At 69.3% G+C, this 25,744-nt stretch carries 17 protein-coding genes and 1 pseudogene; 9 read left to right on the plus strand and 9 right to left on the minus strand.

Annotated features, from left to right (window positions below):
• Positions 1-67 precede the first annotated feature (67 nt).
• Both NEH16_RS05905 and ngcE read right to left on the minus strand, forming a co-directional pair.
• The gene (locus NEH16_RS05905) at positions 68-991 is read right to left on the minus strand and encodes a carbohydrate ABC transporter permease (protein WP_265539845.1); all 924 of its coding nucleotides are present in this window, start codon (positions 989-991) and stop codon (positions 68-70) included.
• A 50-nt stretch (positions 992-1,041) separates the two neighbouring features.
• Positions 1,042-2,487 carry an N-acetylglucosamine/diacetylchitobiose ABC transporter substrate-binding protein gene (ngcE, locus tag NEH16_RS05910; protein WP_265539846.1) on the minus strand — a complete coding sequence of 482 codons (1,446 nt, stop codon included), beginning with the start codon at positions 2,485-2,487 and terminating at the stop codon, positions 1,042-1,044.
• A gap of 777 nt (positions 2,488-3,264) precedes the next feature.
• Here ngcE and NEH16_RS05915 point away from each other — a divergent pair.
• Positions 3,265-6,840 (plus strand): GH92 family glycosyl hydrolase, encoded by a 3,576-nt coding sequence (locus NEH16_RS05915; RefSeq protein WP_265539848.1) that lies wholly within the window; start codon positions 3,265-3,267, stop codon positions 6,838-6,840.
• 62 nt (positions 6,841-6,902) lie between these two features.
• Here NEH16_RS05915 and NEH16_RS05920 read toward each other — a convergent pair.
• Together NEH16_RS05920 and yicI are read right to left on the minus strand one after the other, a co-directional pair.
• Positions 6,903-7,546, minus strand: a pseudogene (locus NEH16_RS05920) (histidine phosphatase family protein).
• Positions 7,547-7,665: 119 nt separating this feature from the next.
• Entirely contained in the window at positions 7,666-9,900 is a 2,235-nt protein-coding gene (yicI, locus tag NEH16_RS05925; protein WP_265539850.1) for an alpha-xylosidase, read from the minus strand.
• Positions 9,901-10,168: 268 nt separating this feature from the next.
• Here yicI and NEH16_RS05930 point away from each other — a divergent pair, with 268 nt between their 5' ends.
• The 4 genes from NEH16_RS05930 to NEH16_RS05945 are packed head-to-tail and all read left to right on the plus strand — an operon-like array spanning position 10,169 to position 14,605.
• Positions 10,169-11,398, plus strand: coding sequence for an ABC transporter substrate-binding protein (locus NEH16_RS05930; RefSeq protein WP_265539852.1), 1,230 nt, complete (start codon positions 10,169-10,171; stop codon positions 11,396-11,398).
• 11 nt (positions 11,399-11,409) lie between these two features.
• Positions 11,410-12,357, plus strand: a complete 948-nt coding sequence (locus tag NEH16_RS05935) for a carbohydrate ABC transporter permease (protein ID WP_265539854.1) — start codon at positions 11,410-11,412, stop codon at positions 12,355-12,357.
• Positions 12,358-12,362: 5 nt separating this feature from the next.
• Complete coding sequence (locus tag NEH16_RS05940) at positions 12,363-13,217, plus strand: carbohydrate ABC transporter permease (RefSeq protein WP_265539856.1); 855 nt, start codon at positions 12,363-12,365, stop codon at positions 13,215-13,217.
• An 8-nt stretch (positions 13,218-13,225) separates the two neighbouring features.
• Positions 13,226-14,605 (plus strand): GH1 family beta-glucosidase, encoded by a 1,380-nt coding sequence (locus NEH16_RS05945; RefSeq protein WP_265539858.1) that lies wholly within the window; start codon positions 13,226-13,228, stop codon positions 14,603-14,605.
• Between the two features lie 73 nt (positions 14,606-14,678).
• Here NEH16_RS05945 and NEH16_RS05950 read toward each other — a convergent pair whose 3' ends face one another.
• A complete protein-coding gene (locus tag NEH16_RS05950; RefSeq protein ID WP_073966161.1) occupies positions 14,679-14,939 on the minus strand; it encodes a GlsB/YeaQ/YmgE family stress response membrane protein in 261 nt (86 codons plus the stop codon).
• A 271-nt stretch (positions 14,940-15,210) separates the two neighbouring features.
• Between NEH16_RS05950 and NEH16_RS05955 the strand changes: the two genes are divergently transcribed.
• Both NEH16_RS05955 and NEH16_RS05960 read left to right on the plus strand, forming a co-directional pair.
• A complete protein-coding gene (locus tag NEH16_RS05955; RefSeq protein ID WP_265539861.1) occupies positions 15,211-16,071 on the plus strand; it encodes an FG-GAP-like repeat-containing protein in 861 nt (286 codons plus the stop codon).
• A gap of 169 nt (positions 16,072-16,240) precedes the next feature.
• Positions 16,241-17,122: an FG-GAP repeat domain-containing protein gene (locus NEH16_RS05960; protein WP_265547082.1), complete on the plus strand. Its 882-nt coding sequence runs from the start codon at positions 16,241-16,243 to the stop codon at positions 17,120-17,122.
• Between the two features lie 78 nt (positions 17,123-17,200).
• Here the strand turns inward: NEH16_RS05960 and acnA are convergent, their stop codons facing one another.
• From acnA to NEH16_RS05975, 3 genes are all read right to left on the minus strand, one after another.
• Entirely contained in the window at positions 17,201-19,915 is a 2,715-nt protein-coding gene (acnA, locus tag NEH16_RS05965; protein ID WP_276598384.1) for an aconitate hydratase AcnA, read from the minus strand.
• A 198-nt stretch (positions 19,916-20,113) separates the two neighbouring features.
• Positions 20,114-20,686, minus strand: a complete 573-nt coding sequence (locus NEH16_RS05970) for a hypothetical protein (protein ID WP_265539864.1) — start codon at positions 20,684-20,686, stop codon at positions 20,114-20,116.
• Between the two features lie 170 nt (positions 20,687-20,856).
• Positions 20,857-21,522: an MOSC domain-containing protein gene (locus NEH16_RS05975; protein ID WP_073966165.1), complete on the minus strand. Its 666-nt coding sequence runs from the start codon at positions 21,520-21,522 to the stop codon at positions 20,857-20,859.
• A gap of 148 nt (positions 21,523-21,670) precedes the next feature.
• Here NEH16_RS05975 and NEH16_RS05980 point away from each other — a divergent pair, with 148 nt between their 5' ends.
• The gene (locus NEH16_RS05980) at positions 21,671-23,200 is read left to right on the plus strand and encodes a helix-turn-helix domain-containing protein (protein ID WP_018100749.1); all 1,530 of its coding nucleotides are present in this window, start codon (positions 21,671-21,673) and stop codon (positions 23,198-23,200) included.
• 149 nt (positions 23,201-23,349) lie between these two features.
• Here the strand turns inward: NEH16_RS05980 and NEH16_RS05985 are convergent, their stop codons facing one another.
• Positions 23,350-24,660, minus strand: a complete 1,311-nt coding sequence (locus NEH16_RS05985) for a pyridoxal phosphate-dependent decarboxylase family protein (RefSeq protein WP_265539870.1) — start codon at positions 24,658-24,660, stop codon at positions 23,350-23,352.
• Between the two features lie 274 nt (positions 24,661-24,934).
• Here NEH16_RS05985 and NEH16_RS05990 point away from each other — a divergent pair, with 274 nt between their 5' ends.
• Positions 24,935-25,678, plus strand: a complete 744-nt coding sequence (locus NEH16_RS05990; RefSeq protein ID WP_265539872.1) for an aspartate/glutamate racemase family protein — start codon at positions 24,935-24,937, stop codon at positions 25,676-25,678.
• Positions 25,679-25,744: the final 66 nt, after the last annotated feature.

The raw sequence follows: 25,744 nt of genomic DNA on the forward strand, positions 1-25,744 counted from the left end.
CCGGCCGCCGCGGCCGGGCTGTCTTGCCTGCTGGGGGTCCGGGGAACGCGCCCCGGGAAGCGCGGCATCAGAACTCCAGCCGCTCGCGCCGGCCCAGCCGCATCACGACGGCGGCGAACGCCATGGTGACGATGAGCAGTCCGACACCGATCGTCGTCGCGTATCCGGCCTGACCGTCGCGGAAGGCGGTCTGGTAGACGTACAGCGGCAGGATCGAGGTCGAGTAGTCGGGACCGCCGGGGCCGACCGTCATGACCTGGACGGCCGTGAACGCCTCGACGCCGAGGGCCAGGATGCCCATGTAGACCCAGCCCGACTGGATGGTGTCCCAGAGCAGCGGGACGGTGATCTTGAAGAACGTCGTGATGCGGTTCGCCCCGTCCAGGAGCGCGGCCTCGTAGAAGTCCTTGGGAATGGACGCCATTCCGGCCGAGAAGAGGACGACGAAGAAGCCGACCGTCGACCAGACCAGCACCACCATGACGCAGATCAGCGCCAGGTTCGGATCGCCCAGCCACTCCGGCTGGACGGAGTCCAGGCCGATGCCCTCGAGCGCCGAATTGATCATGCCGGAACGCGGGTTGTACGCGAACTGGAACAGCAGGGCGACGATGACGATCGACAGGACCTGCGGGAAGAAATAGGCGATCTTGTAGAAGCCCGATCCCCGCACGCCGGCGACCGCGGCGTTCTTACGCCGACGGCCTCCGACGTTGAGCATGAAGGCGAAGAAGAGCGCGAGGCCCAGCGTCACCAGCGGCAGCACCAGCACGAGAATCACGCTGTGCTGGAGCGACTTCCAGAAGATGTCGTCCTTCAGCATCCTGGAGTAGTTGCCGAAGCCGACCATCTTGAAGTCGGGGCTCAGTCCGGTCCAGTCCGTGAAGGAATAGTAGATGGCCTGGATGAACGGCCAGATGACGAAGACCGCATACAACACCAAGGGGACTACCAGGAACCCCACAATGAACCGGTACTTGCCGTGCTGCATCGTTTACCGACCCCGATCTTTCCGCGGGTGCCGCCGCTGGTGACGGTTGCTCACTGGTGCTTGTAGTGCTTGATGGACTGGTCCTTGGCCGCGGCGTCCGCGTAGGCCTGGATCTTCTTGATGGCCTCGGCCGGGGTCAGGCGGCCCGCCATCATCTCACCGAGACCGGCGGTGCCGATCTGCTCCTTCTGGAGCTTGACGTACCAGTCCTGGAGGCGCGGGTTCACCACGTTGTCGCCGGCCTTCTTCAGCGCGTCGACACCGGACTGCATGGCCGTGGAGAGGGTCAGGCCGTCGGTGCCGCCGTTGAAGGCGCTCAGCGACTTCACCTGCTTGGTGAAGTTCTTCGAGGACTCCTCGGAGAGCATGATGCGCAGCTGCTCCATGCCGCCCTGCGGGTTGGCCGCCTTGGCCGGGACGACGAAGGGCTCGCCGCCGGACGCCCAGATGGTGCCGAAGGGCATCTTGTCGGACGAGTCCAGGCTGGACGGGGCCGCGACCATCATCTTGAAGTCCTTGGGCGTGGTCGGCGCCGCCTCGTTCTCCACCCACGAACCGTTCGGGATGAAGAGCGCCTTGCCCTTGGTCCACTCGGTCTGCGACTGGATGTGGGTCAGGCCCGGGGTGCCCTTGAGGATGTACCCCTTCTTGTAGAGCTCGTAGTACGCCTCGAAGGCCGCCTTGACGGCGGGGTCCTTCCACGCGTTCGGCTCCAGGTTGTCGATCTTGTCGAGAACCTCCCGGCCGCCGATCTTGGCGATGAACGGGTAGAGGGAGAACGGCAGGTAGTACGGGTACTTACCGGCGTACGTCCAGCCCGCGATGCCCTGCTTCTTCGCCTTGGCGCAGAGGGCGAGCATGTCGTCCCAGGTCTCGGGGTACTCCGCGTCCAGCTTCTCCAGGTTGGTCTGCGAGTACCACACGCCGTACACGGTGTACGCGTAGTACATGATCCAGACCGGGTCGCCCTCGAACTGGCCCATCTCCAGGACGCCCGGACGCAGCGTGTCGCGGACCTTCTTGTTCGGGTCGTCGTAGGACGGGGCGTCCATCAGCGGGGTCAGGTCGAGCAGCTGCTTCTTGCCGACGAGGACACCCATGTCCATCTGCTCGGCGCCCGAGTTGTCGATCAGGTCCGGCGGGGTGCCGCCGTTGAAGCGCGGCTGGAGCTGCGACTGGATCTTCTGCGTCGAGGTGTGCTTGACCTTGGCCTTCGGGAACGCCTCGCCGTACTTCTTCTCGGCGTCCTTGGCGTACTGGTCGCCGAATCCGCCGTTGAAGATGACCACGTCGAGCGCGGCGCTCTCGTTGACGCCCAGCGGGTTCTTCGCGCTGGTCTTGCCCTTCTTGACGGGCTCGTCGCCGCCGCTGTCGCCGCTCGCGCAGGCGGACAGGAAGCTCATGGTCGGAACGGTGATCAGACCGAGTGCGGCAGAACGCTTGATCACATCGCGACGGCCAAGGCCCTCATTGTTGTGGGCGGAGGTGGATCCCATGCTCAAGTCCTCGCCTTCTCCAGGACTCAGGCGGTGTGTACCGGTCGCCCCGTCGTAATTCGCCTCAGCGAAGGGCCCCGCCACCGCGGTCAGTTGCGCTTGGGTGGTACAGATTTCAGGCTAACGATTGCCGTGGGGGGCGCCGGGGGACCGAACAGCCGACGCACCTGCGGCGTCGCGTTGTCCTGCCCCCGTGTCCCCCAGCCGCACAACCGGTGAACCAGCTGTGCGGACGCCGACAGGTATAGTCCACTTGCCGCCAACTGAGCAAGATCGAAAGCAAGGTTGCACGGCAGTCTTTCCCGAGTTGAGACCTCGCGGATACCTCGACACTCCGGACCCTCCTTCGGATGTAACGATTTCCGCATTCCGGTCGATTCGGCGGTGGCCCCGATCCAACTCCCTTGACACCATCAGCCACTTGCCTCCCTACTTGTTCCTGCGCATCTTCTGACAACGTTGTCCAAGCGCACACTTCCCCGGGAGGAATGGCTCGGCATGCACCCCCGACACCGTTCTCGTACGAGACGAAGCAGCACGGCAGCGCTGATCGCGGCCTCTTTGGTCCTGGTCGTGACAGCCCCCACGGCGGCCGCCGCTCAATCGGCCGGGTCTGGCCCGAGAGGCCAAAGGCCCACGGGTGAACGGACGTTCAGCACGTCCTTCGAAGAAGACGAAAAGCAGCCGGACTGGCGCAATTCAGTGGAAGAGGGCCCTGACGGAAAGAAGCGGTCATCGGGTGTCGATGGCGGATTCTCCTCCGGAATACCGGGCAATGTGACCGACCGGGTCACCGACGTCCGCGCCAGCGACGAGAACACCGGCGGCGGCGAGGTGAAGGAAAACCTCGTGGACGGCGAATCCGGTACGAAGTGGCTGTCGTTCGAGCCCACCGCCTGGCTGGAGTTCGACCTCACCGAGCCGGTGAAGGTCGTGACGTACGCGCTCACCTCCGCCGACGACCACGACGAGCGCGACCCCAAGGACTGGACGCTCCAGGGCTCCGACGACGGCAAGACCTGGACGGACCTGGACACCCGGACCGGCCAGACCTTCAGCGAGCGCTTCCAGACCAAGTCGTACGACTTCGAGGCGGACAAGGCGTACCAGCACTTCCGCCTGAACATCACCAAGAACAACGGCGCCACCGACGCCACCCAGCTCGCCGACGTCCAGTTCTCCGACGGCGACACCTCCGCCCCCGCGCCCTCCGACATGCTCACGCAGATCAGCAACGGCCCCTCCGGCTCCCCCACCGCCAAGTCCGGCGCGGGCTTCACGGGCAAGAAGGCGCTGCGGTACGCGGGCACCCACAAGGCGGACGGCCGGGCGTACTCGTACAACAAGGTGTTCGACGTCAACACGCGCGTCGAGCGGGACACCGAGCTGTCCTACCTGGTCTACCCGCAGATGGGCGAGACGGACCTGTCCTACCCGGCCACGCACGTCGCGGTGGACCTGGCCTTCACGGACGGCACCTACCTGAGCGACCTGCACGCCACCGACACCAACGGCGGGCTGCTGACGCCGCAGGGCCAGGCGGACGCCAAGCGGCTCTACGTCAACCAGTGGAACAAGGTCGAGGCCGGCATCGGCACGGTCGCGGCGGGCAAGACGATCGACCGCATCCTGGTCGCGTACGACTCCCCCAAGGGCACGGCCAAGTTCCAGGGCTGGATCGACGACCTGAAGATCGCGCCCACGAAGCCGGAGAGGCGCAAGGCGCACCTCTCGGACTACGCCTCCACCATCCGGGGCACCAACTCCAGCGGCTCCTTCTCGCGCGGCAACAACTTCCCCGCGACGGCCGTCCCCAACGGGTTCAACTTCTGGACGCCGGTCACCAACGCCGGCTCGACCAGCTGGCTCTACGACTACGCGCGGGGCAACAACGAGGACAACCTGCCCACGCTCCAGGCGTTCGCCGCGAGCCACGAGCCCAGCCCCTGGATGGGCGACCGGCAGACCTTCCAGCTGATGCCGTCGGCGGCCTCCGGCACCCCGGACGCCTCGCGGACCGCCCGCGCGCTGCCGTTCAAGCACGAGAACGAGACCGCGCGGCCGCACTACTACGGCGTGACGTTCGAGAACGGCCTCAAGGCCGAGATGACGCCGACCGATCACGCGGCGCGGATGCGGTTCACGTATCCGGGCAAGGACGCGAGCATCGTCTTCGACAACGTCTCCAACGACGGCGGGCTCACCCTCGATCCGGCGACCAGCTCGTTCACCGGCTTCTCGGACGTGAAGAGCGGCGGCTCCACCGGGGCGACGCGGCTGTTCGTGTACGGCGTCTTCGACGCGCCGGTCACCGCGAGCGGCAAGCTCTCGGGCGGCGGCGGAGGCAGTAGTGACGATGTATCCGGCTACCTGAGCTTCGACGCGGGCAAGGACCGCACGGTGAACCTGCGCCTCGCGACCTCGCTGATCAGCATCGACCAGGCGAAGAAGAACCTGGCCGCCGAGATCCCCGCCTCGCGCTCCTTCGGCCGGGTCGAGGACAAGGCGCAGGACGCCTGGGACGACCTGCTGGGCAAGGTGGAGGTCGAGGGCGCCACGGCCGACCAGCTGACCACGCTGTACTCCAGCCTGTACCGGCTCTACCTCTACCCGAACTCGGGGTCCGAGCGGGTGGACGGCAAGGACAAGTACGCCTCCCCCTTCTCGCCGCAGACCGGCTCGGACACCCCGACGCACACCGGCGCGAAGATCGTGGACGGCAAGGTGTACGTCAACAACGGCTTCTGGGACACCTACCGGACGACCTGGCCGGCGTACTCGCTGCTGACGCCCGAGAAGGCCGGTGAGATGGTCGACGGCTTCGTCCAGCAGTACAAGGACGGCGGCTGGATCTCCCGCTGGTCCTCGCCGGGTTACGCGGACCTGATGACCGGCACCTCCTCGGACGTGGCGTTCGCCGACGCGTACGTCAAGGGCGTGGACTTCGACGCGAAGGCGGCGTACGACGCGGCCGTGAAGAACGCGACGGTCGTCCCGCCGTCCTCCGGCGTGGGCCGCAAGGGCATGGAGACGTCCCCCTTCACCGGGTACGCCGACACCACGACCCACGAGGGCATGTCCTGGTCGATGGAGGGCTACGTCAACGACTACGGCATCGCCAAGATGGGCGAGGCGCTCTACAAGAAGACGCACGAGCAGCGCTACAAGGACGAGTCCGAGTACTTCATGAACCGGGCCCGCGACTACGTGGAGCTGTTCGACGACAAGGCCGGCTTCTTCCAGGGCAAGGACGCCAAGGGCGACTGGCGGCTGCCGTCCGGTCTGTACGACCCGCGTGTCTGGGGCTACGACTACACGGAGACCAACGGCTGGGGCTACGCCTTCACCGCTCCGCAGGACAGCAAGGGCCTGGCCAACCTGTACGGCGGCCGTGCCGGCCTCGCCAAGAAGCTGGACACCTACTTCGCCACCCCGGAGACCGGCACCCCGGAGTTCGCGGGCAGCTACGGCGGCGTCATCCACGAGATGACGGAGGCCCGTGACGTACGGATGGGCCAGTACGGGCACAGCAACCAGGTCGCCCACCACGTCACGTACATGTACGACGCGGCCTCGCAGCCGTACAAGACGCAGGAGAAGGTCCGCGAGGTCCTGGGCCGGCTGTACACGGGCAGCGAGATCGGCCAGGGCTACCACGGTGACGAGGACAACGGCGAGCAGTCGGCCTGGTTCCTCTTCTCCTCGCTCGGCTTCTACCCGCTGGTCATGGGCAGTGGCGAGTACGCGATCGGCTCGCCGCTCTTCACCAAGGCGACGGTGCACCTGGAGAACGGCCGCAAGCTGGTCGTGAAGGCGCCGAAGAACAGCGCGAAGAACATCTACGTCCAGGGCCTGCGGGTCAACGGCAAGAAGTGGACCTCCACCTCGCTGCCGCACGACCTGCTGGCCAAGGGCGGGACGCTGGACTTCGACATGGGCTCCAAGCCGTCCGCCTGGGGCACCGGCAAGGACGCCGCGCCGGTCTCCATCACCAAGGACGACCAGGTGCCGTCCCCGCGCAAGGACGTGCTGAAGGGCGAGGGCCCGCTGTTCGACAACACCTCGGCCACCACCGGCTCCGCCGCCACGGTCGAGCTGCCCGTCCCGTCCGCCACCAAGGGCGTCCAGTACACGCTGACCTCGGCCGCCAGGGCGACGGCGCCGAAGGGCTGGGTGCTCCAGGGCTCCTCGGACGGCAAGAGCTGGAAGGACCTCGACAAGCGGTCCGGCCAGACCTTCGCCTGGGACAAGCAGACGCGGGCCTTCTCCGTGAAGTCCCCCGGCTCCTACGCGCACTACCGGCTGGTGTTCGACGGTGAGGCGTCGCTCGCGGAGGTGGAGCTGATCGCCTGACCCCGCCCCGCGTACGCGGACGGCCGGCAGCTCCCCGCGGGGCTGCCGGCCGTCCGCGTTTCTCAGGCGGGCTCCGGTGTCTCCGGGACCGCCGCCGGGAACAGGCTCTCCGGCAGGGTGACGTTCCACGCGGTGATGACCGGGTTGCCGTGCTCCCGGCCGAGCCGCGACACCGCGCCCGTGGCCAGCTGGAACAGCGTGCCCTCGGCCGGGGTCAGGCGCAGGTAACGGGCGGTCAGGACGCGCAGGAAGTGGGAGTGGGCGACGAGCACGATGTCCTCGTCGCCGGCACGTCCGGCCGCCTCCGCCACCTGGGCCAGCACCCGGTCGGCCCGGTCCCCGACCTCGGCCGGGGTCTCGCCGGGGTGGGCCTCCGGACCGGCGCCGACCCCGTCGGTCCAGAGGTTCCAGTCGGGCCGGGTGCGGCGGATCTCGTCCGTGGTGATGCCCTCGTAGCCGCCGTAGTCCCACTCGCGCAGCTCCGGCGTGATGCGGGGCGCGGCGAGCCCGGCGAGTTCGGCGGTGCGCCGGGCCCGGACCAGGGGGCTGACCAGGGTGAGCGCGATGGACCGGTCGGCGAGCAGGGGGCCAGGGCGCGGGCCTGGCGTTCGCCGAGGGGGGTCAGGGGCAGGTCGGTGTAGCTCGTGTGCCGCCCGTTGCGGGACCACTCCGTCTCGCCGTGCCGGATCAGGATCAGCTCGCCCATGTGAAGGCCATCCGCTCTCAGTGCTGTTCAGGTTCTGTACAGGCGCCAACCCGCCGCCCCACGATCCCATTCCTGCCGGGGCGGGAGCGGCGGGCGCGCCCGTGAGTGACCTGATACGGCTACGCGGAGGACCCGGCCACCACCGCCTCGTACGGCCGGTCCGTGTCGGCGGTGACGCGGAGGGTGCCGTCCTCGCGGGTCACCTCGTACGTGGCGGCGGGCTCGCCGGTGAGGCCGGGGACGGTGACCGTGCGGTGGAGGTTCCCGGTGCCGTCGGGGGCGTACACGCGCAGCTGGAGGTTCTCCGTCCAGTCGCCGTCGGGGCGGGAGGTGTCCGCGGCGAGCGGGAGGACCGCGCCGGGGCGGACCAGCAGCGGGAGGCTGTCGAAGCCGTACGTGTCCCGGTGCCAGGCCGGGCCGGTGACCGTCTCGCCGGTGAGCAGATGGGTCCAGGTGCCCTCGGGGACGTAGTACTCCACCTCGCCGTCCGCGCTGAAGACCGGGGCGACCAGGAGGTCGGGGCCGAGCATGTACTGCCGGTCCGCCGTGCGGGCGGCCGGGTCGTCCGGGAACTCCAGGAGCATCGGGCGCATCACGGGGACGCCGGTGCGGTGGGCCTCGACGGCGGCCCCGTACAGGTAGGGCATCAGGCGGTGCTTCAGCTCCGTGAAGCGCCGGGCGACCTCGACCGCCTCCTCGCCGAACTCCCACGGGACGCGGTACGACGAGGAGCCGTGCAGCCTGCTGTGCGAGGAGAGCAGGCCGAAGGCGAGCCAGCGCTTGAAGACCGCCGGGTCCGGGGTGCCCTCGAAGCCGCCGATGTCGTGGCTCCAGAAGCCGAAGCCGGACAGGCTCAGGGAGAGGCCGCCGCGCAGGGACTCCGCCATCGCCTCGAAGGAGGACCAGCAGTCGCCGCCCCAGTGCACGGGGAACTGCTGGCCGCCGGCCGTGGCGGAGCGGGCGAAGAGGACCGCCTCGCCCTGGCCGCGTTCCTTCTCCAGGAGCTCGAAGACGGCCTTGTTGTACAGGTGCGTGTAGTAGTTGTGCATCCGCTCCGGGTCGGAGCCGTCGTGCCAGACGACATCGGTGGGGATGCGCTCGCCGAAGTCCGTCTTGAAGCCGTCGACGCCCTGGCCGAGGAGGGTGCGCAGCTTGCCCTGGAACCAGGCGGCGGCCTCCGGGTTGGTGAAGTCCACCAACGCCATGCCCGCCTGCCACTTGTCCCACTGCCAGACATCGCCCTCGCGGGTGCGGACGAAGTAGCCTCGGGCCGCGCCCTCCGCGTACAGGGGGCTCTTCTGCGCGATGTACGGGTTGATCCAGACGCAGATCCGCAGGCCCTTGGCCTTGAGGCGGGCGAGCATGTCCTCCGGGTCGGGGAAGACGGCCGGGTCCCATTGGAAGTCGCACCACTGGTACTCGCGCATCCAGAAGCAGTCGAAGTGGAACACGGAGAGCGGGATGCCGCGTTCGGCCATGCCGTCCACGAATGAGGTGACGGTCGCCTCGTCGTACGCGGTGGTGAACGAGGTGGTCAGCCAGAGGCCGAAGGACCAGGCCGGGGGCAGCGCCGGGCGGCCGGTCAGCGCGGTGTAGCGGGACAGGACGTCCTTGGGGGTGGGTCCGGCGACCACGAAGTACTCCAGCGTCTGGTCCTCGACGCTGAACTGCACCTGGCCGACCGCCTCGGAGCCGACCTCGAAGGACACCTTGCCGGGGTGGTTGACGAAGACGCCGTAGCCGCGCGAGGAGAGGTAGAACGGGACGTTCTTGTACGCCTGCTCGCTGCTGGTCCCCCCGTCCGCCTGCCACATGTCGACCACCTGGCCGTTCTTCACGTACGGGGTGAACCGCTCGCCGAGTCCGTGGACCGTCTCGCCGACGCCCAGCGCGAGCTGGGCGACCATGTGGTGCGCGCCGTCGCCGGTGGTGGCGAAGGCGGTCCCCTTGCGCCCGGCGGCGGTCAGGAGGCGCCCGTCCGCGTCCCGGAACTCCAGGCCGAAGCCGTCTGCGGGGAGCCGGAGGGTGAGCGGGCCGCTGGTCAGCTCGGCGGCCCCGCCGTCCTCGCGGGCCACGGCTGCGGCGTCGCCGGTGGCTCCGGGCAGGTCGAAGTCGGGGCCCGGGTGGCGCTTGCCCGCGAGGTGGGTGACGCGGACGCCGATGACGCCTTCGGCGGGGGCGTACGCCTCCACGGTGATCAGCGGGGCGTTCAGGGTGTCCCCGCGTCGCGTCACGCGCTGGACCGCCGCGTAGGCGATGAGGCGGTCGGCGTCGAGGCGGAGGTCGCGGAGTTCGGTGGCGTACGAGGCGTGGACACCGTCTCGCAGCTGCCAGAAGCCGTCGGTGAACTTCATGGGGGGTCCGTTCCTGTGGTTCCTGATTTTGATCGTACACAAAACAAATATTTTTCGAAGCGCTTCGATTCAGCGGCCGAAGCCTATGGACCCGCCGGAACAAGGGCTTGAACACCCCGCGCGAGCGGCCATGTTGCCCCTGTGTGACCTGCGCGTCACCAGGACGGTCTAGAAACGGGAGCCCCCATGCCGTATTAGTACTGGCAGCAAACAAATCGGTCGGACGGCAGCGCAGCCGCCCGGGCCCTTGCCGACAAGAGGCAGCTGAATGTCGAACCGCTTCACCCCACGGGTCGCCGTCCCGCTCACCGTCGTCTCCGCGCTGATCGGCGGTGCGGTCCTGTCGGGCTGCGGCCAGCAGCGGGACCCGGACGTCTACACCGTCCTCAACTCGTCCACCGACGAGTCGTACCACCGCTGGGACGCCCAGACGCTGGCCCGGTGCGGCAAGCGGCTGGGGGTGACCATCGAGCAGCAGAGCGTCCCGGCCTCGCAGGTGATGACCAAGGCGCTGCGGATGGCGTCCTCGAAGTCGCTGCCCGACGTGCTCCAGCTGGACGCCTCCGAGATGCCGACGTTCGCCGACGCGGGCGGGCTGATCCCGCTGAAGGACCTGGGGCTGACCACGAAGGACATCCCCGAGGGGATCGTGGACTTCGGCTCGTACGAGGGGACGTACTACGGGGCCGCGCGCACGGTGAACACGCTGGCGCTCTTCTACAACAAGGACACCCTCGACAAGGCCGGCCTGAAGGTCCCCACCACCTGGGACGAGATGCGCGAGACCGCGAAGCAGCTGACGCGGGGCAAGCGGTACGGACTCGCGCTCAGCGCGGGCGGCGCGGAGGACGGCGTCTTCCAGTTCACGCCCTTCATGTGGTCCAACGGCGGCGACGAGACGAAGCTCGACAGCCCCGAGGTGGCCGGGGCGCTGGACTACTGGAAGAGCCTCCTCAAGGACGGCTCGCTCTCCAAGTCGACGGTCAACTGGACCCAGGCCGACGTGAACGACCAGTTCATGGCGGGCAACGCGGCCATGATGATCAACGGCCCCTGGCAGGTGGAGACCCTGAACTCCAAGAAGGGGCTGCACTGGGGCATAGCCGAGATCCCGGTCCCCACGGCCGGCGACGACTCGGTGGGCCCGCTGGGCGGCGGCGTACTGACCGTGCCCAACACCGGTGACGACGCGCGGGAGAAGATGTCCGCGAAGATCATCGGCTGCATGTCCGGCGAGCGGGAGCAGATCACCTACGCGCTGAACAGCTGGATGGTCCCGGCCAACGCGAAGGCCGCCGCCGAGTGGCGCCGGAAGGTGCCGGAGCTGGACGCCCTGGCCGACCAGGTCGCCACGGCCCGTTCGCGTACCGCCAAGCTCGGCGCGCGGTGGTCGTCCGTCTCCCTCGCGCTCCAGAGCGCGTTCCAGTCCGCCCTGACCGGCGAGTCCAGCGAGGCCGCCCTCACCCGCGCCCAGAAGCGCGCGACGAGCGGGAACTGAGGTACCGAACCATGTCGACCACCACCGTCGCCGCCGTGCCCCTGACGAAGAAGACCGCGAAGCCGCCGAACCCCGCCCGCGTCCGGCGCCGCAGGCGGCTCGCCCAGTGGGGCTTCATCGCCCCCGCCGTGATCTTCATGGCGCTGTTCTTCGGCTATCCGCTCGTCCGGAACATCGTGATGAGCTTCCAGGACTACTCGCCGTCCACCTTCTTCACGGGCGAGTCCCCGTTCAACGGAACGGACAACTGGAGCAAGGTCTTCAACGACGAGCTCTTCGGCAAGGCCCTGTGGCACACCGTCCTGTTCACGATCGGCTCGCTGATCGGACAGTTCTGTATCGGCCTCGGCCTCGCGGTCTTCTTCAACCGCCGCTTCCCGCTGAACGGCGTGCTGCGCTCGCTCATCCTGCTGCCGTGGCTGGTGCCGATGGTCGTCTCGGGTGTCGTCTGGCGGCGCATCCTCGACCAGGACACCGGCGTCCTCAACTCCTTCCTCGGCACCATCGGCCTGGGCGGCGACACCCCGTGGCTGACCAGCACGAGCATGGCGCTGGTCTCGGTGATCCTGGTGAACATCTGGATCGGCATCCCGTTCAACATGGTGATTCTCTACGGCGGGCTCCAGGAGGTCCCCAAGGAGCTGTACGAGGCCGCCTCGCTGGACGGCGCCTCCGCCTGGCGGACGTTCCGCTCGATCACGCTGCCGATGCTGCGGCCGGTGATCACCGTGGTCCTGGTGCTCGGCTTCATGTCGACGGTGAAGATCCTCGACCTGATCCTGGCCCTCACCGACGGCGGACCCGCCGACTCCACGCAGACCCTCGGCACCCTCACGTACCAGAACTCCTTCGTCCAGCTGGACTTCGGGGCCGGTGCCGTGGTCGGCAACATCCTGATCCTGATCTCCGCCGTCTTCGCGGTGTTCTATCTGCGGGCCAACCGCAACGAGGGGAAGTGACCGGCATGGCGAGCACCGTGCGTACCCCCGCCGCGTCCACGCGGTCCACCGGGCGGCCGAAGCGGCGGTGGGGCGCCACCGTCTTCGGCGTCCTGGTGCTGTGCGTGATGCTGTTCCCGCTGTACTGGATGGTGAACACCGCCCTCCAGCCCGAGTCCGGGCTGCTTGAGGTCGACCCGGTCCCGCACGGCCTGGACCTGTCGGGCTTCCGCTCGGCGCTCACGGACCAGGGCGGCAATCTGCTGACCTCGCTGGCGGTGGCGCTCGGCGCGGTCGTCATCTGCCTGGCGGTCTCGGCGCCGGCCGCGTACGGGCTGGCGCAGTTCAGGCTGCGCGGGACCCGGACGATCGTCTTCGGGACGCTGATCACGCAGATGGTGCCGGGCATCGTCATCGCCAACGCCCTGTACAGCGCGTACGTGGATCTCGGCCTGGTCAACTCGTACGCCGGTCTGATGCTGGCCGACGCCTCGCTCGGGATTCCGTTCGCGATCGTGCTGATGCGGTCGTTCATGGTGGCGATACCGCGCGAGGTCATCGAGGCTGCCGAGGTCGACGGGGCCGGGCGCTTCCGGACGTTCGTGCGGGTCGTGCTGCCGATGAGCCGCAACTCGCTGATCACGGCCGGTCTCTTCTCGTTCCTGTACGCGTGGAGCGACTTCATGTTCGCGCTGACGCTCAATACCACGGACGACGTGAAGCCGATCACGCTGGGCATCTACCAGTACATCGGGGCCCATGTCGGCGACTGGGGCTCCGTGATGGCCGCTTCCGTGCTGTCCGCGGTGCCGGCGGCGGTCCTGCTCGTCCTGTCGCAGAAGTACATCGCCGCCGGGATCACCGGTGGCTCGGTCAAGTAGGGGTATCCATGGTTGAGTTCCCGGTCTTCCCGCCCGGTTTCGTCTTCGGCGCGGCCACCGCCTCGTACCAGATCGAAGGGGCCGCGCGGGAGGACGGACGCGGCCCTTCCATCTGGGACACGTACAGCCACACGCCCGGCAGGACGGACGGCGGCGACACGGGTGACGTGGCCTGCGACCACTACCACCGCTACCGGGAGGACGTGGCGCTGCTGCGGGAGCTGGGCGTCGATTCGTACCGCTTCTCGATCGCCTGGTCGCGCATCCTGCCGGAGGGTGCGGGCACGGTGAACCCGAAGGGCCTGGACTTCTACTCCCGGCTGGTGGACGAGCTGCTGGAGGCGGGCATCGAGCCGGCCGCGACCCTCTACCACTGGGACCTGCCGCAGGCCCTGGAGGACCGGGGCGGCTGGCGGATACGGGAGACGGCCGAGCGGTTCGGCGAGTACACCGCGGTCGTGGCGGAGCACCTGGCCGACCGGGTGCCGCGCTGGATCACCCTCAACGAGCCGTGGTGCAGCGCCTTCCTCGGCTACTCCGTGGGCCGGCACGCGCCCGGCGCGCAGGAGGGGCGCGGTGCCCTGGCCGCCGCGCACCACCTGCTCGTCGGCCACGGCCTCGCGATGAAGGCGCTGCGGGCCGCCGGGGTCCGCGAGGCGGGCATCACGCTGAACCTGGACCGCAACGTCCCGGCCGCCCCGACGGACGCCGACCGGGCCGCGGTGGTCCGCGCGGACACCCAGCACAACCTGGTGTGGACGGAGCCGATCCTCGCGGGCCGCTACCCGGCCACCGAGGAGGAGACCTGGGGCGAGCTGATCACCGGGCAGGACTTCCGGCGCGAGGGCGACCTGGACCTGATCTCCCAGCCCCTGGACTTCCTGGGCATCAACTACTACCGCCCGATCGTGGTGGCCGACGCCCCGCACCGCGAGCCGGACCCCGCGCTGCGGGTCGCCACGGACAACCGGTACGCCGAGGGGCAGTACCCGGACGTGCGGCGGACGGCGATGGGCTGGCCGGTCGTGCCGGAGTCCTTCACCGATCTGCTGACCGCGCTCAAGGACGCCTACGGGGACGCGCTGCCGCCGGTGCACATCACGGAGAACGGCTCGGCGGAGCACGACACGGTGGAGCCGGACGGTGCGGTGCGGGACGCGGACCGGGTGGAGTACCTGCGTACGCATCTGGCGGCGCTGCGGTCCGCGATGGACGCGGGGGTCGACGTGCGGGGCTACTACGTGTGGTCGCTGCTGGACAACTTCGAGTGGGCGCTCGGGTACGCGAAGCGGTTCGGCATCGTCCGGGTCGACTACGACACCCTGGAGCGCACCCCGAAGGAGAGCTACCGCTGGTATCAGGCGCTGATCGCGGCGCACCGCGCCTGAGCCGGGCGACACGACGAACGCCCTGTCCCCCGCTGCGTGCGGGGGCAGGGCGTTCGTCGTACGGGCGGGCCGGTCAGGCGCGTCGTCGGGCCCACATCGGGCTGATGAAGGCGATGAGCACGGCGGCGACACCGATCTGGAAGATGTGGCGGATCCAGTCGATGCCCCCGGTGTCACGCACACCGAAGGCGGTGGCGAGGGCGTTGCCGGCGATGGCACCGACGATGCCGAGCAGGACGGTCAGCCACAGGGGGATGGGCTGACGGCCGGGAACGACCAGCTTGGCCAGCAGGCCGATGATGAGTCCCGCGATGATGGCCCAGAGAAATGACACGACAACTCCTCTTCTACCGCTGTCCGACTGGTTTCGGGAAGCTGACTTCCGCCTGCCCGGCATGCACCGGTGTACGCATGCCGCATCGAACAGAGGGCGGCCGAAGTCCCTGGCGGTGTCCGCATACCGGGGCGAAGGCGATGCGTTGGCCTCATTTCGACAAACCCTTGGAGACGTGAGGGAGTCGTGAAAGGATCACCCTCAATTCCGTGGCGTGTCCCCGTATCCCGCGGCGCGTCACGCCTCGTCCCACCATCCATGGAGAACACTCGTGGCCAAGATCTCTGGCCGTCGGCCCGGACGGGCTGTCACCCGTCTCGCCGCCGCCGCGATAACCGCGGCCCTGGTCGCCACCGGCGCTGCCGCCACTTCCGCCTCCGCCGCCGAGGTCGGCGACGCGCCGCTGTTCGGCCTCCAGGGCCTCAACAGCTCCGGCACCGCCTACACCTACGTGCCGCTCGGTGACGGCACCCTCTCGTCGCGCGTCGAGTTCGACACCGGCATGACGGGCCTCGCGTTCGTCGGCCAGGTCGACCACGACGCGGACAACCTCGCGGACGGCCGCTGGCAGCTCGGCACCTCCGGCAACATCTGGTACTACGCCGCCGACAACTCCGCCGCGGTGAAGGTCGGTTACGGCTGGGACACCTACAACACCGTCGTCTCCGTCGGCCAGTTCGGCGGCGCCGAGGGCGGCGACCTGCTCGCCCGCGACAAGAAGGGCGACCTCTACCTGTACCTGGGCTACGGCGACGGCACGCTCACCAAGCGCCTGAAGGTCGGTTACGGCTGGGACACCTACACCCAGATCGCGGGCAACGGCGACCTGGACGGCGACGGCAAGGGCGACCTCGTCGCGCGCGACAAGTCGGGCGTCCTGTGGCTGTACAAGGGCACCGGCAACCAGAAGGCCCCGTACGCCAAGCGCACCAAGATCGGCAGCGGCTGGAACCAGTACAACACCCTCTTCGCCGCCGGTGACCTGAACATGGACGGCCGGACGGACCTGGTCGCCCGCAACGCCAAGGGCGAGCTGTACCTGTACGCGGGCACCGGCAACGGAGCCGCCCCGTACAAGGCGAAGGCCCTCATCGGGACCTCGGGCTGGAACACGTACCGCCTCTTCTTCTGAGCCGGTCACTGTCACAGTGGTTACACACTCATGACGAAACGTGAAGGATTCACGCACGAAACCGTGACACGCTTTCCGTGAATCGGTGGCCCGCCGCCAACGTGCGGCGGGCCACTTCCACTTCACGATCCATGGAGTACTTGTGGCCAAAACCACTGGCCGGCACCACATGCGCATAGCCGCTCGCGCGGCAGCCGCGGCGCTCACCGCCGCCCTCGTCGCCACCGGCACCTCCGCCGTGGCCGCCGACGCCCCGCAGCCTTCGCTCGGTGCCTCGGCCGACCAGCCGGCAGCGGCTCCGGCCGCCGCGGCCGCCGCCGCCAACCCGCACTTCTCGCTCTACGCGGTCAACTCCGCGGGCATCGCGTACGCCTACGGCCCGAACGGCAAGGGCGGGCTCACCGCCCGCGAGCAGTACGGCCAGGGCTGGACCGGCGTCACCGCGATGATGCAGGTCGACCACCAGAACGACGGTGAAAGCGACGGCCTCTGGTTCCGTGAGAGCAACGGAGACCTGGGCTGGCTGCCGTTCGACTCGTCGGCCGTCAAGATCGGCTACGGCTACAACACCTACAGCAAGCTCGTCTCCCCCGGCCAGATCGGCGGAGCCGCCGCCGGTGACATCCTCGCCGTCGACACCAAGGGCGACCTGTACGTCTACCTCGGCTACGGCAACGGCAAGGTCACCAAGCGCATCAAGGCCGGTTACGGCTGGAACATCTACAGCGAGATCGCCGGCAACGGCGACCTCAACGGCGACGGCAAGAACGACGTCGTCGCGCGCGACAAGTCGGGCGTCCTGTGGCTGTACAAGGGCACCGGCAACCAGAACGCGCCGTTCGCCAAGCGCACCCAGATCGGCAGCGGCTGGAACCAGTACAACCGCCTGGTCTCCACGGGTGACATCGACCTGGACGGCAAGACCGACCTGATCGCCCGCAAGGGCGGCGAGCTGTACCTGTACAGCGGCACCGGCAACGCCGCGGCCCCGTACAAGGCCAAGAAGAAGATCGGCACGAGCGGCTGGGACAGCTACAAGTTCCTGTTCTGATCGGGCTGTGAGAGACAGAGAGGGCCGCACCCCCGTCGCCGGGGATGCGGCCCTCTCGCCGTGCCGGAGCCGGTCCGGTTACTTGCGGATCAGGCTGCGGAGCACGTACTGCAGGATGCCGCCGTTGCGGTAGTAGTCCGCCTCACCGGGGGTGTCGATGCGGACGACGCCGTCGAACTCCACGCCGGTGTCGGTGGTGACCTTGACCGTACGCGGGGTCGTGCCGTCGTTCAGCTCGGTGACGCCGGTGACGGAGAAGGTCTCCTCGCCGGTCAGGCCCAGGGTCTCGGCGGTCTGGCCCTCGGGGAACTGGAGCGGCAGGACGCCCATGCCGATGAGGTTCGAGCGGTGGATGCGCTCGTACGACTCGGCGATGACGGCCTTGACGCCGAGGAGCGCGGTGCCCTTGGCCGCCCAGTCGCGGGACGAGCCGGAGCCGTACTCCTTGCCGGCCAGGATGACCAGCGGGGTGCCGGCGGCCTGGTAGTTCTGCGAGGCGTCGTAGATGAACGACACCGGACCGCCGTCCTTGGTGAAGTCGCGGGTGAAGCCGCCCTCGGTGCCCGGCGCGATCTGGTTGCGCAGGCGGATGTTGGCGAACGTGCCGCGGATCATGACCTCGTGGTTGCCACGGCGCGAGCCGTAGGAGTTGAAGTCACGGCGCTCGATGCCGTGCTCCGTGAGGTACTGACCGGCCGGGGTGTCGGCCTTGATCGCACCGGCCGGGGAGATGTGGTCGGTGGTGACCGAGTCGCCCAGCTTGGCGAGGACCCGGGCGCCGGTGATGTCCTCGACCGGCGAGGTCTCCATGGTCATGCCCTCGAAGTACGGGGGCTTGCGCACGTAGGTGGACTCGGCGTCCCACTCGAAGGTGTTGCCGGTCGGGATGGACAGCGCCTGCCACTGGGCGTCGCCCGCGAAGACGTCCTGGTAGGACTTGTTGAACATGTCCTCGCCGATGGCGTTCGCCACGACGTCGTTGACCTCGGCCTCGGAGGGCCAGATGTCGGCCAGGTGGACGGGCTTGCCGTCCTGGTCGACGCCGAGCGCGTCCTTGGTGATGTCCACCTTCATCGAACCGGCGATGGCGTACGCGACGACCAGCGGCGGGGACGCCAGGTAGTTCATCTTGACGTCGGGGTTGATCCGGCCCTCGAAGTTGCGGTTGCCGGAGAGCACCGAGGTCACGGCCAGGTCGTGCTCGTTGACCGCCTTGGAGACCTCCTCCGGCAGCGGGCCGGAGTTGCCGATGCAGGTGGTGCAGCCGTAGCCGACGAGGTTGAAGCCGACCTTGTCGAGGTACGGGGTCAGGCCCGCCTTGTCGAAGTAGTCGGTGACGACCTTGGAGCCCGGGGCGAGGGTGGTCTTGACCCACGGCTTGCGGGTCAGGCCCTTCTCGACCGCCTTCTTCGCCACGAGCGCCGCGGCGACCATGACGTACGGGTTCGAGGTGTTGGTGCAGGAGGTGATCGCGGCGACGGTGACGGCGCCGTGGTCCAGCTCGTACGTGGAGCCGTCGGGGGCGGTGACGGTGACCGGGTTCGTCGGGCCGGTGGCGCCGATGGCCGGGGAGTCGGAGGCCGGGAAGGACTCCTTGCCCGCCTCGTCCACGCAGTCCACGTAGTTGCGGACGTCCTGGGCGAACTGGGCCTTGGCGTTGGCGAGGACGATGCGGTCCTGCGGGCGCTTCGGGCCGGCGATGGACGGGACGACCGTGGAGAGGTCGAGCTCCAGCTTCTCGGAGAAGTCGGGCTCGGCGGCCGGGTCCAGCCAGAGGCCCTGCTCCTTGGCGTACGCCTCGACGAGGGCGACCTGCTGGGCGTCGCGGCCGGTCAGGCGCAGGTAGTTGAGGGTCTCGTCGTCGATCGGGAAGATCGCGGCGGTGGAGCCGAACTCCGGCGACATGTTGCCGATGGTGGCGCGGTTGGCGAGCGAGGTGGCGGCCACACCCTCGCCGTAGAACTCCACGAACTTGCCGACGACGCCGTGCTTGCGGAGCATCTCGGTGATGGTCAGCACGAGGTCGGTGGCGGTGGTGCCGGCCGGCAGCTCGCCGGTCAGCTTGAAGCCGACGACGCGCGGGATGAGCATGGAGACCGGCTGGCCGAGCATCGCGGCCTCGGCCTCGATGCCGCCGACGCCCCAGCCCAGCACGCCGAGGCCGTTGACCATGGTGGTGTGCGAGTCGGTGCCGACGAGGGTGTCGGGGTACGCCTGGCCGTTGCGGACCATGACCGTACGGGCCAGGTGCTCGATGTTGACCTGGTGGACGATGCCGGTGCCCGGCGGGACGACCTTGAACTCGCTGAACGCGGTCTGGCCCCAGCGCAGGAACTGGTAGCGCTCCTTGTTGCGGCCGTACTCCAGCTCGACGTTCTGGCCGAAGGCGTCCTTCGTGCCGAACTTGTCGGCGATGACGGAGTGGTCGATGACCAGCTCGGCGGGGGCGAGCGGGTTGATGCGCTCCGGGTCGCCGCCGAGCTCCTTGACGGCCTCACGCATGGTCGCGAGGTCCACGACGCAGGGCACACCGGTGAAGTCCTGCATGATCACGCGGGCCGGCGTGAACTGGATCTCCTGGCTGGGCTGCGCCTGGGAGTCCCAGCCGCCGAGCGCGCGGATGTGGTCGGCGGTGATGTTCGCGCCGTCCTCCGTGCGGAGCAGGTTCTCCAGCAGCACCTTCAGGCTGTAAGGGAGGCGCGCGGAGCCCTCGACCTTGTCCAGCTTGAAGATCTCGTACGACTCGTCGCCCACGCGCAGCGTGCTGCGGGCGTCGAAGCTGTTCGCCGACACGACAGTCTCCTTCATCAATGTGCGCGTAACTCCGCGCCGCGCCTCACCACGGCGGGCGCCGCGTGGTGCCGCCTCGGACCACCGGGCCATCCGCTAAGGTAAGGCTTAGTTAGGTAACCCTTACCGGGGGCGGCTCGCTGTGCGCCTTCGGCATATATCTCGATGTCGAGATAACTCTAGTACATGACCGCGGAAGGGTCATGTCCGGGCGCCCCGTGTCCCCTCCCGGCGCGTACCCCGGGCCCGCGTCGCCATGGCCACCAGGGCCAGGGCGATCGTCGCCGCCCCCGAGGCGGCCAGCACCTGCCGGGGTCCCGGGGCGGCCACGAGCGGGCCGCCCAGCGCGGTGCCCACCGGGGCGGCCGCGAGCAGGGCCGCGCCCCGGGTCGCCAGGACCGTGGTCAGCCGGGCGGCCGGGGTGCGGTCCTGGAGCAAGATGTAGGAGAGCGCCGTGAAGGGCTCGTAGACCATGCCGCCGAGGCCGAAGCCCAGGAGCACCGCGCGGAGGCAGCCGTCCACCGCCACCAGCCGCCGGGGATCCAGCCGCCGCAGCAAGCGGCCGAAGACCAGAGCCCCCAGAGCCCCGGGCAGGGCATAGGCGGCGACCGCGGCACCGACGACCGGCCCCGACCGGCCGGGAGGAGCGATGAGCACCGCAAGCCAGGCCACGGCGACCACGCTCATCCCGTCGCCCAGGTCCGAGGCCGCGAGGGCCGGCAGGAGCCGCCGGAACCGGGCGTGCGCGAACAGCGGCCGGTACGTCGGCGGCACCAGGCGGGTTGTCGAGGGGAGAGGCACCGCGTCGCACTTGCGGTTCAAGCACGCTTGAAGTCAACGGGGGCGGTGCGCGAGCTGGGCATCGGTGACCTGGCGCGGCGGCCCCCCTGACGGGCGCACGCGGCTAGGGTGCGGCGCGGCGGCCCCCTGACGGGCGCGCGCGGCTACGGCGCCGTGCGGCGGCGGACCGTCTCCTTCGTCTCGTCGGGCAGCGCGTCGGCGGCGAGGAGGCGCGGCAGCAGCTCCGGCTCCAGCGTCGTGGCCCGGAACTCCAGCGCGACGGTCACCTCGTGCGCGGGCCGGTGCACGATCTCCAGGCGGTCGCCGGACCGGATCTCGCCGGGCTCGATCACCCGGAGGTACGCGCCGGGCAGGGCGGCCCGCGTGAACCGCTTGATCCAGCCGTCCCGCTCCAGCCAGCCCTGGAAGGTCCCGCACGGTATCCGCGCGCACGACACCTCGAGGACGACGTCCGGTCCGATCCGCCAGCGCTCCCCGATCAGGGCGCCGTTGACGTCCACGCCGAGAGTGGTCAGGTTCTCGCCGAACACCCCGTCGGCGAGCGGCCGGCCGAGTTCGGCCTCCCAGCCGTCCAGGTCCTCGCGCGCGTAGGCGTAGACGGCCTGGTCCGTGCCGCCGTGGTGCTTCACGTCGTAGACCCGGTCACCGGCGAGACCGACGGCGCCGGTGCCCTTGGGGCCGGGGGCGGTCACCGCGACCGGCCCGTCGACCGGCCGCTTGTCGATGCCGGTCGCGCTGATCCCCTTCCAGGGGTTGGGGCGGGGACGGCCGATGTTCACGGAGAGCACGTACGTGCCGCGGGCATCCATGGGGCGGGACCCTACGAGCCACGGGGCCCGTACGCGAGGGAGTTTCGGCCACCGCCCTTCACTCCCCCGCCCCCTCCGGCACACCACTCTCACCCGAACGGCACACCCCCACGCGAGTGCAATCTCATATCTGAGATAGCCTTTCGGCATGTCAGATGACTACCTCGTACGTATCGGCAAGCTCATCCGTGACGCCCGACAGCACCGGGGCTGGACGCAGAGCCAGCTCGCCGAGGCGCTCGGCACCAGCCAGAGCGCGGTGAACCGCATCGAGCGCGGCAATCAAAACATCAGCCTTGAGATGATCGCCCGTATCGGTGAAGCACTCGACAGTGAGATCGTCTCGCTCGGCTACGCCGGTCCCATGCATCTGCGCGTGGTCGGCGGGCGCCGCCTCTCCGGCGCCATCGACGTCAAGACCAGCAAGAACGCCTGCGTGGCGCTGCTGTGCGCGTCGCTGCTCAACAAGGGCCGTACGGTGCTGCGCCGCGTGGCCCGTATCGAGGAGGTCTACCGCCTCCTCGAAGTGCTCAACTCCATCGGCGTGCGCGCCCGCTGGATCAACGACGGCACCGACCTGGAGATCGTGCCGCCGGCCCGGCTGGACATGGACGCGATCGACGCGGACGCCGCCCGCCGCACCCGCTCCATCATCATGTTCCTCGGCCCGCTGCTGCACCGCATGGACGCGTTCAAGCTGCCGTACGCGGGTGGTTGCGACCTCGGTACGCGGACGATCGAGCCGCACATGATCGCGCTGCGCCGCTTCGGCCTGGACATCGCCGCCACGGAGGGGATCTACCACGCCAGGGTGGACCACTCCGTCACGCCCGGCCGCCCGATCGTGCTGACCGAGCGCGGCGACACGGTGACCGAGAACGCCCTGCTGGCCGCCGCCCGCCACGACGGCACCACGGTCATCCGGAACGCCTCCTCCAACTACATGGTCCAGGACCTCTGCTTCTTCCTGGAGGCGCTGGGCGTACGCGTGGACGGCGTCGGCACGACGACCCTCACGGTGCACGGCGTGCCCGAGATCGACGTGGACGTGGACTACTCGCCGTCCGAGGACCCGGTCGAGGCGATGAGCCTGCTCGCCGCCGCCGTCGTCACGGAGTCCGAGCTGACGATCCGCCGGGTGCCCATCGAGTTCCTGGAGATCGAGCTCGCGGTCCTCGAGGAGATGGGCGTCGACTGCGACCGCACCGCGGAGTACGCGGCGGACAACGGCCGCACCCGGCTGGTCGACCTGACGGTCCGCCCCTCCAAGCTGGAGGCGCCGATCGACAAGATCCACCCGATGCCGTTCCCCGGCCTCAACATCGACAACGTCCCCTTCTTCGCGGCCATCGCGGCCTCGGCCCACGGCCAGACCCTGATCCACGACTGGGTCTACGACAACCGCGCGATCTACCTCACCGACCTCAACCGCCTGGGCGGCCGCCTCCAACTCCTGGACCCCCACCGCGTCCTGGTCGAGGGCCCCACCCGCTGGCGCGCCGCCGAAATGATGTGCCCCCCGGCCCTGCGCCCGGCGGTGGTCGTCCTCCTCGCGATGATGGCGGCGGAGGGCACGTCGGTGCTGCGCAACGTGTACGTGATCAACCGGGGTTACGAGGAACTGGCGGAGCGGCTGAACTCGGTGGGGGCGCAGATCGAGATCTTCCGGGACATCTGATACGCCGATGCCGGCGCACCCCTCCCCCGGGGGTGCGTCGGCATCTCCGGGACTTCGGACCCGCGGCGGTCCGGCTCGCCGCGGGCATGACGGCTCGCCGACGGTGGCGAGAACTCAGGTCATGGTGTCCACGATCTCCTCGACCAGGTTCAGGCCGGTCCCGGGATTGAGGAAGGCGAATCGGGCGACCGTCTCGCCCTCCCAACCGGTCGGGGCGACGAACGCGGTCCGGCCGGCGAGAAGGCGAGCTGACCATCTCGTGTAGTCCTCGGGGTCCACCCGATGCGGCGGAACAGGACGGCAGAGAGCTCGGGTTCGCGGACGAGTTCGAGGTGCGGGGCGCTTCGGATGATCGCGGCGGCGTCGCGGGCCAGGGTGAGAGCGTTCTCGATGGCCTTGGTGTAGGCACGGGTGCCGTGGACGGCGAGGGAGAACCACAGCGGGAGCCCGCGGGCGCGGCGGCTCAGGTGGTGGGCGTAGTCGCTGGGGTTCCACTGGGCGTCGTCGTCGGTGTGCAGGGCGTCGAGGTAGGAGGCGTCCTGAGTGTGGGCCGCCCTGGCCGTGCGGGGGTCGCGGTAGAGGAGGGCGGCGCAGTCGAAGGGGGCGAAGAGCCATTTGTGCGGGTCGATGACCAGGGAGTCGGCGTGCTCGATGCCGTCGTAGCGGTGTCGGACGCTCGGGGCCAGGAGGCCGGCGCCGCCGTACGCGCCGTCGACGTGGAGCCACAGGTCGAAGTCCCGGGCCACGGAGGCTATGCCTGCCAGGTCGTCGACGATGCCGGCGTTGGTCGTGCCGGCCGTGGCCGCCACCCCGATGATGTCGGACGGATCTGCGTCGGCGCGGAGGGCGGTGCGCAGGGCGGGGCCGGTCAGGCGGTGGTCCTCAGCCGGGATCACGAGCGGTTGCACTCCGATGATGCGCAGGGCGTTGCCGATGGATGAATGGGCTTGGTCGGAGACGGCGAACCTGACGCGATCGTAGGGGCCGAGGCTCCTGCGGAGCCGGGCCGTGTCCCGTGCGGTGACCAGGGCTGACAGGTTTCCGGCCGAACCGCCCGGGACGAAGCAGCCGCCTGCGCTCCTCGGCATTCCCGCGAGGTCCGCGAGCAGGCGCAGCACCTGGTTCTCGGCGGCGATGGGGCCGGAGGCCAGGAGCCAGGAGACGCCCTGGATCGACGAGCAGGAGACGAGCATGTCGAAGAGAGCGGCGGCCTGCGTGGGGGCGGCGGGGACGAAGGACAGGAAGCGGGGGCTGTCGACCGCGATCGCGGTGGGAGCCAACTGCTCGGTCCACAGCCGCAGAACCTCCGCCGGATCGTTGCCATCCGGCCCGATCAACCCTGCCAGGACCCGATCGAGCTTGTCCGCCTCGCCCGGGTGGTTGAGTGCGGGCCGGTTCAGGAGGCGGTCGCGCAGTGCGCCGAGGACGAGGTCGGTGAGGGCAGGGTCGTACGAGTGCATGGTGGACCTTCGCATTGGTGATCATCAGGCCGTGGCGGGCCGGTCGCCAGTGAAACCGTTGACCGGCGCGGGGAGTTCGGTCCGTGTCACAGCTCTGGACCGTCCGCTTCGTCCGCGTCGCCGAACCGTGCGCTGGAAGCGACGTCCCCGGTATGGGCGTACCAAACACCGTGGGGGTCCTTGGAGCGCGCGCCCAAGATCCCGCACCTCTTGCGGGGCCACGATCAGGGGAGACCCCGCGGACGACGGCGGGAGGTATCGAAAGGCTGCCCGCATGCGTCACGCCACCCGCCCGGTTCTCGGCATTCTCGGCGGGATGGGGCCCCTCGCCACGGCCCACTTCTACCGCCGGGTCGTCGAGCGCACGCCGGCCGGCTCCGACCAGGCTCATCTGCCCGTCGTCATGTGGGCCGATCCGGCCGTCCCGGACCGGACCGCGGCGCTGCTCGGAGAGGGGCCGTCCCCTGTGCCCGCCCTCGTGGAGGGTGCCCGCTGGCTTCAACGCGCGGGCGTGCGCTGTATCGCCATTCCGTGCAACACGGCGCACGCCTATGTCGAGCAGCTGTCCAAAGCGACCGGCATCGAAGTCCTCGACATGATCAGAGCCGCGCTGGAATCGGCGGCGCGCCGGACGCCCGGGCTGGAGCGGGTGGGTGTCCTGGCGACCCGGGGGACACGTCTGACCGGACTGTACGAGCGGGCCGGGGCCCGGCTCGGGCTCGACGTGGTGCAGGTGTCCGCCTCCGTGCAGCAGGAGTACGTGGACGCCGCCATCCGCGCGGTCAAGGGTGGTGCGGATCCTGCCGAGCCCGAGCGCTGGATCGCCACGGCCGCCGAGAGCCTCAAGGACCGGGGCGCTCAGGCGGCGATCGCCGCCTGCACGGAAATCCCGCTGGTCGGTCGGGCGGCCGGACGGGTCCTCCCGCTCATCGACTCGACCGATGCCCTTGCCGAAGCCGCTGTAGGCCGCTTGTGGCAGCCCACCGAAGCCGTTCGTACCGGGGTACGAACAGGTTGACGTATCCTCGTTCGCACGCACCACATCGCAGGGCTGCGCACGTCCTAACCTGCGGAGATGATCAGG

This window comes from Streptomyces drozdowiczii (assembly GCF_026167665.1).
GTDB classification, from domain to species: Bacteria; Actinomycetota; Actinomycetes; order Streptomycetales; family Streptomycetaceae; genus Streptomyces; species Streptomyces drozdowiczii_A.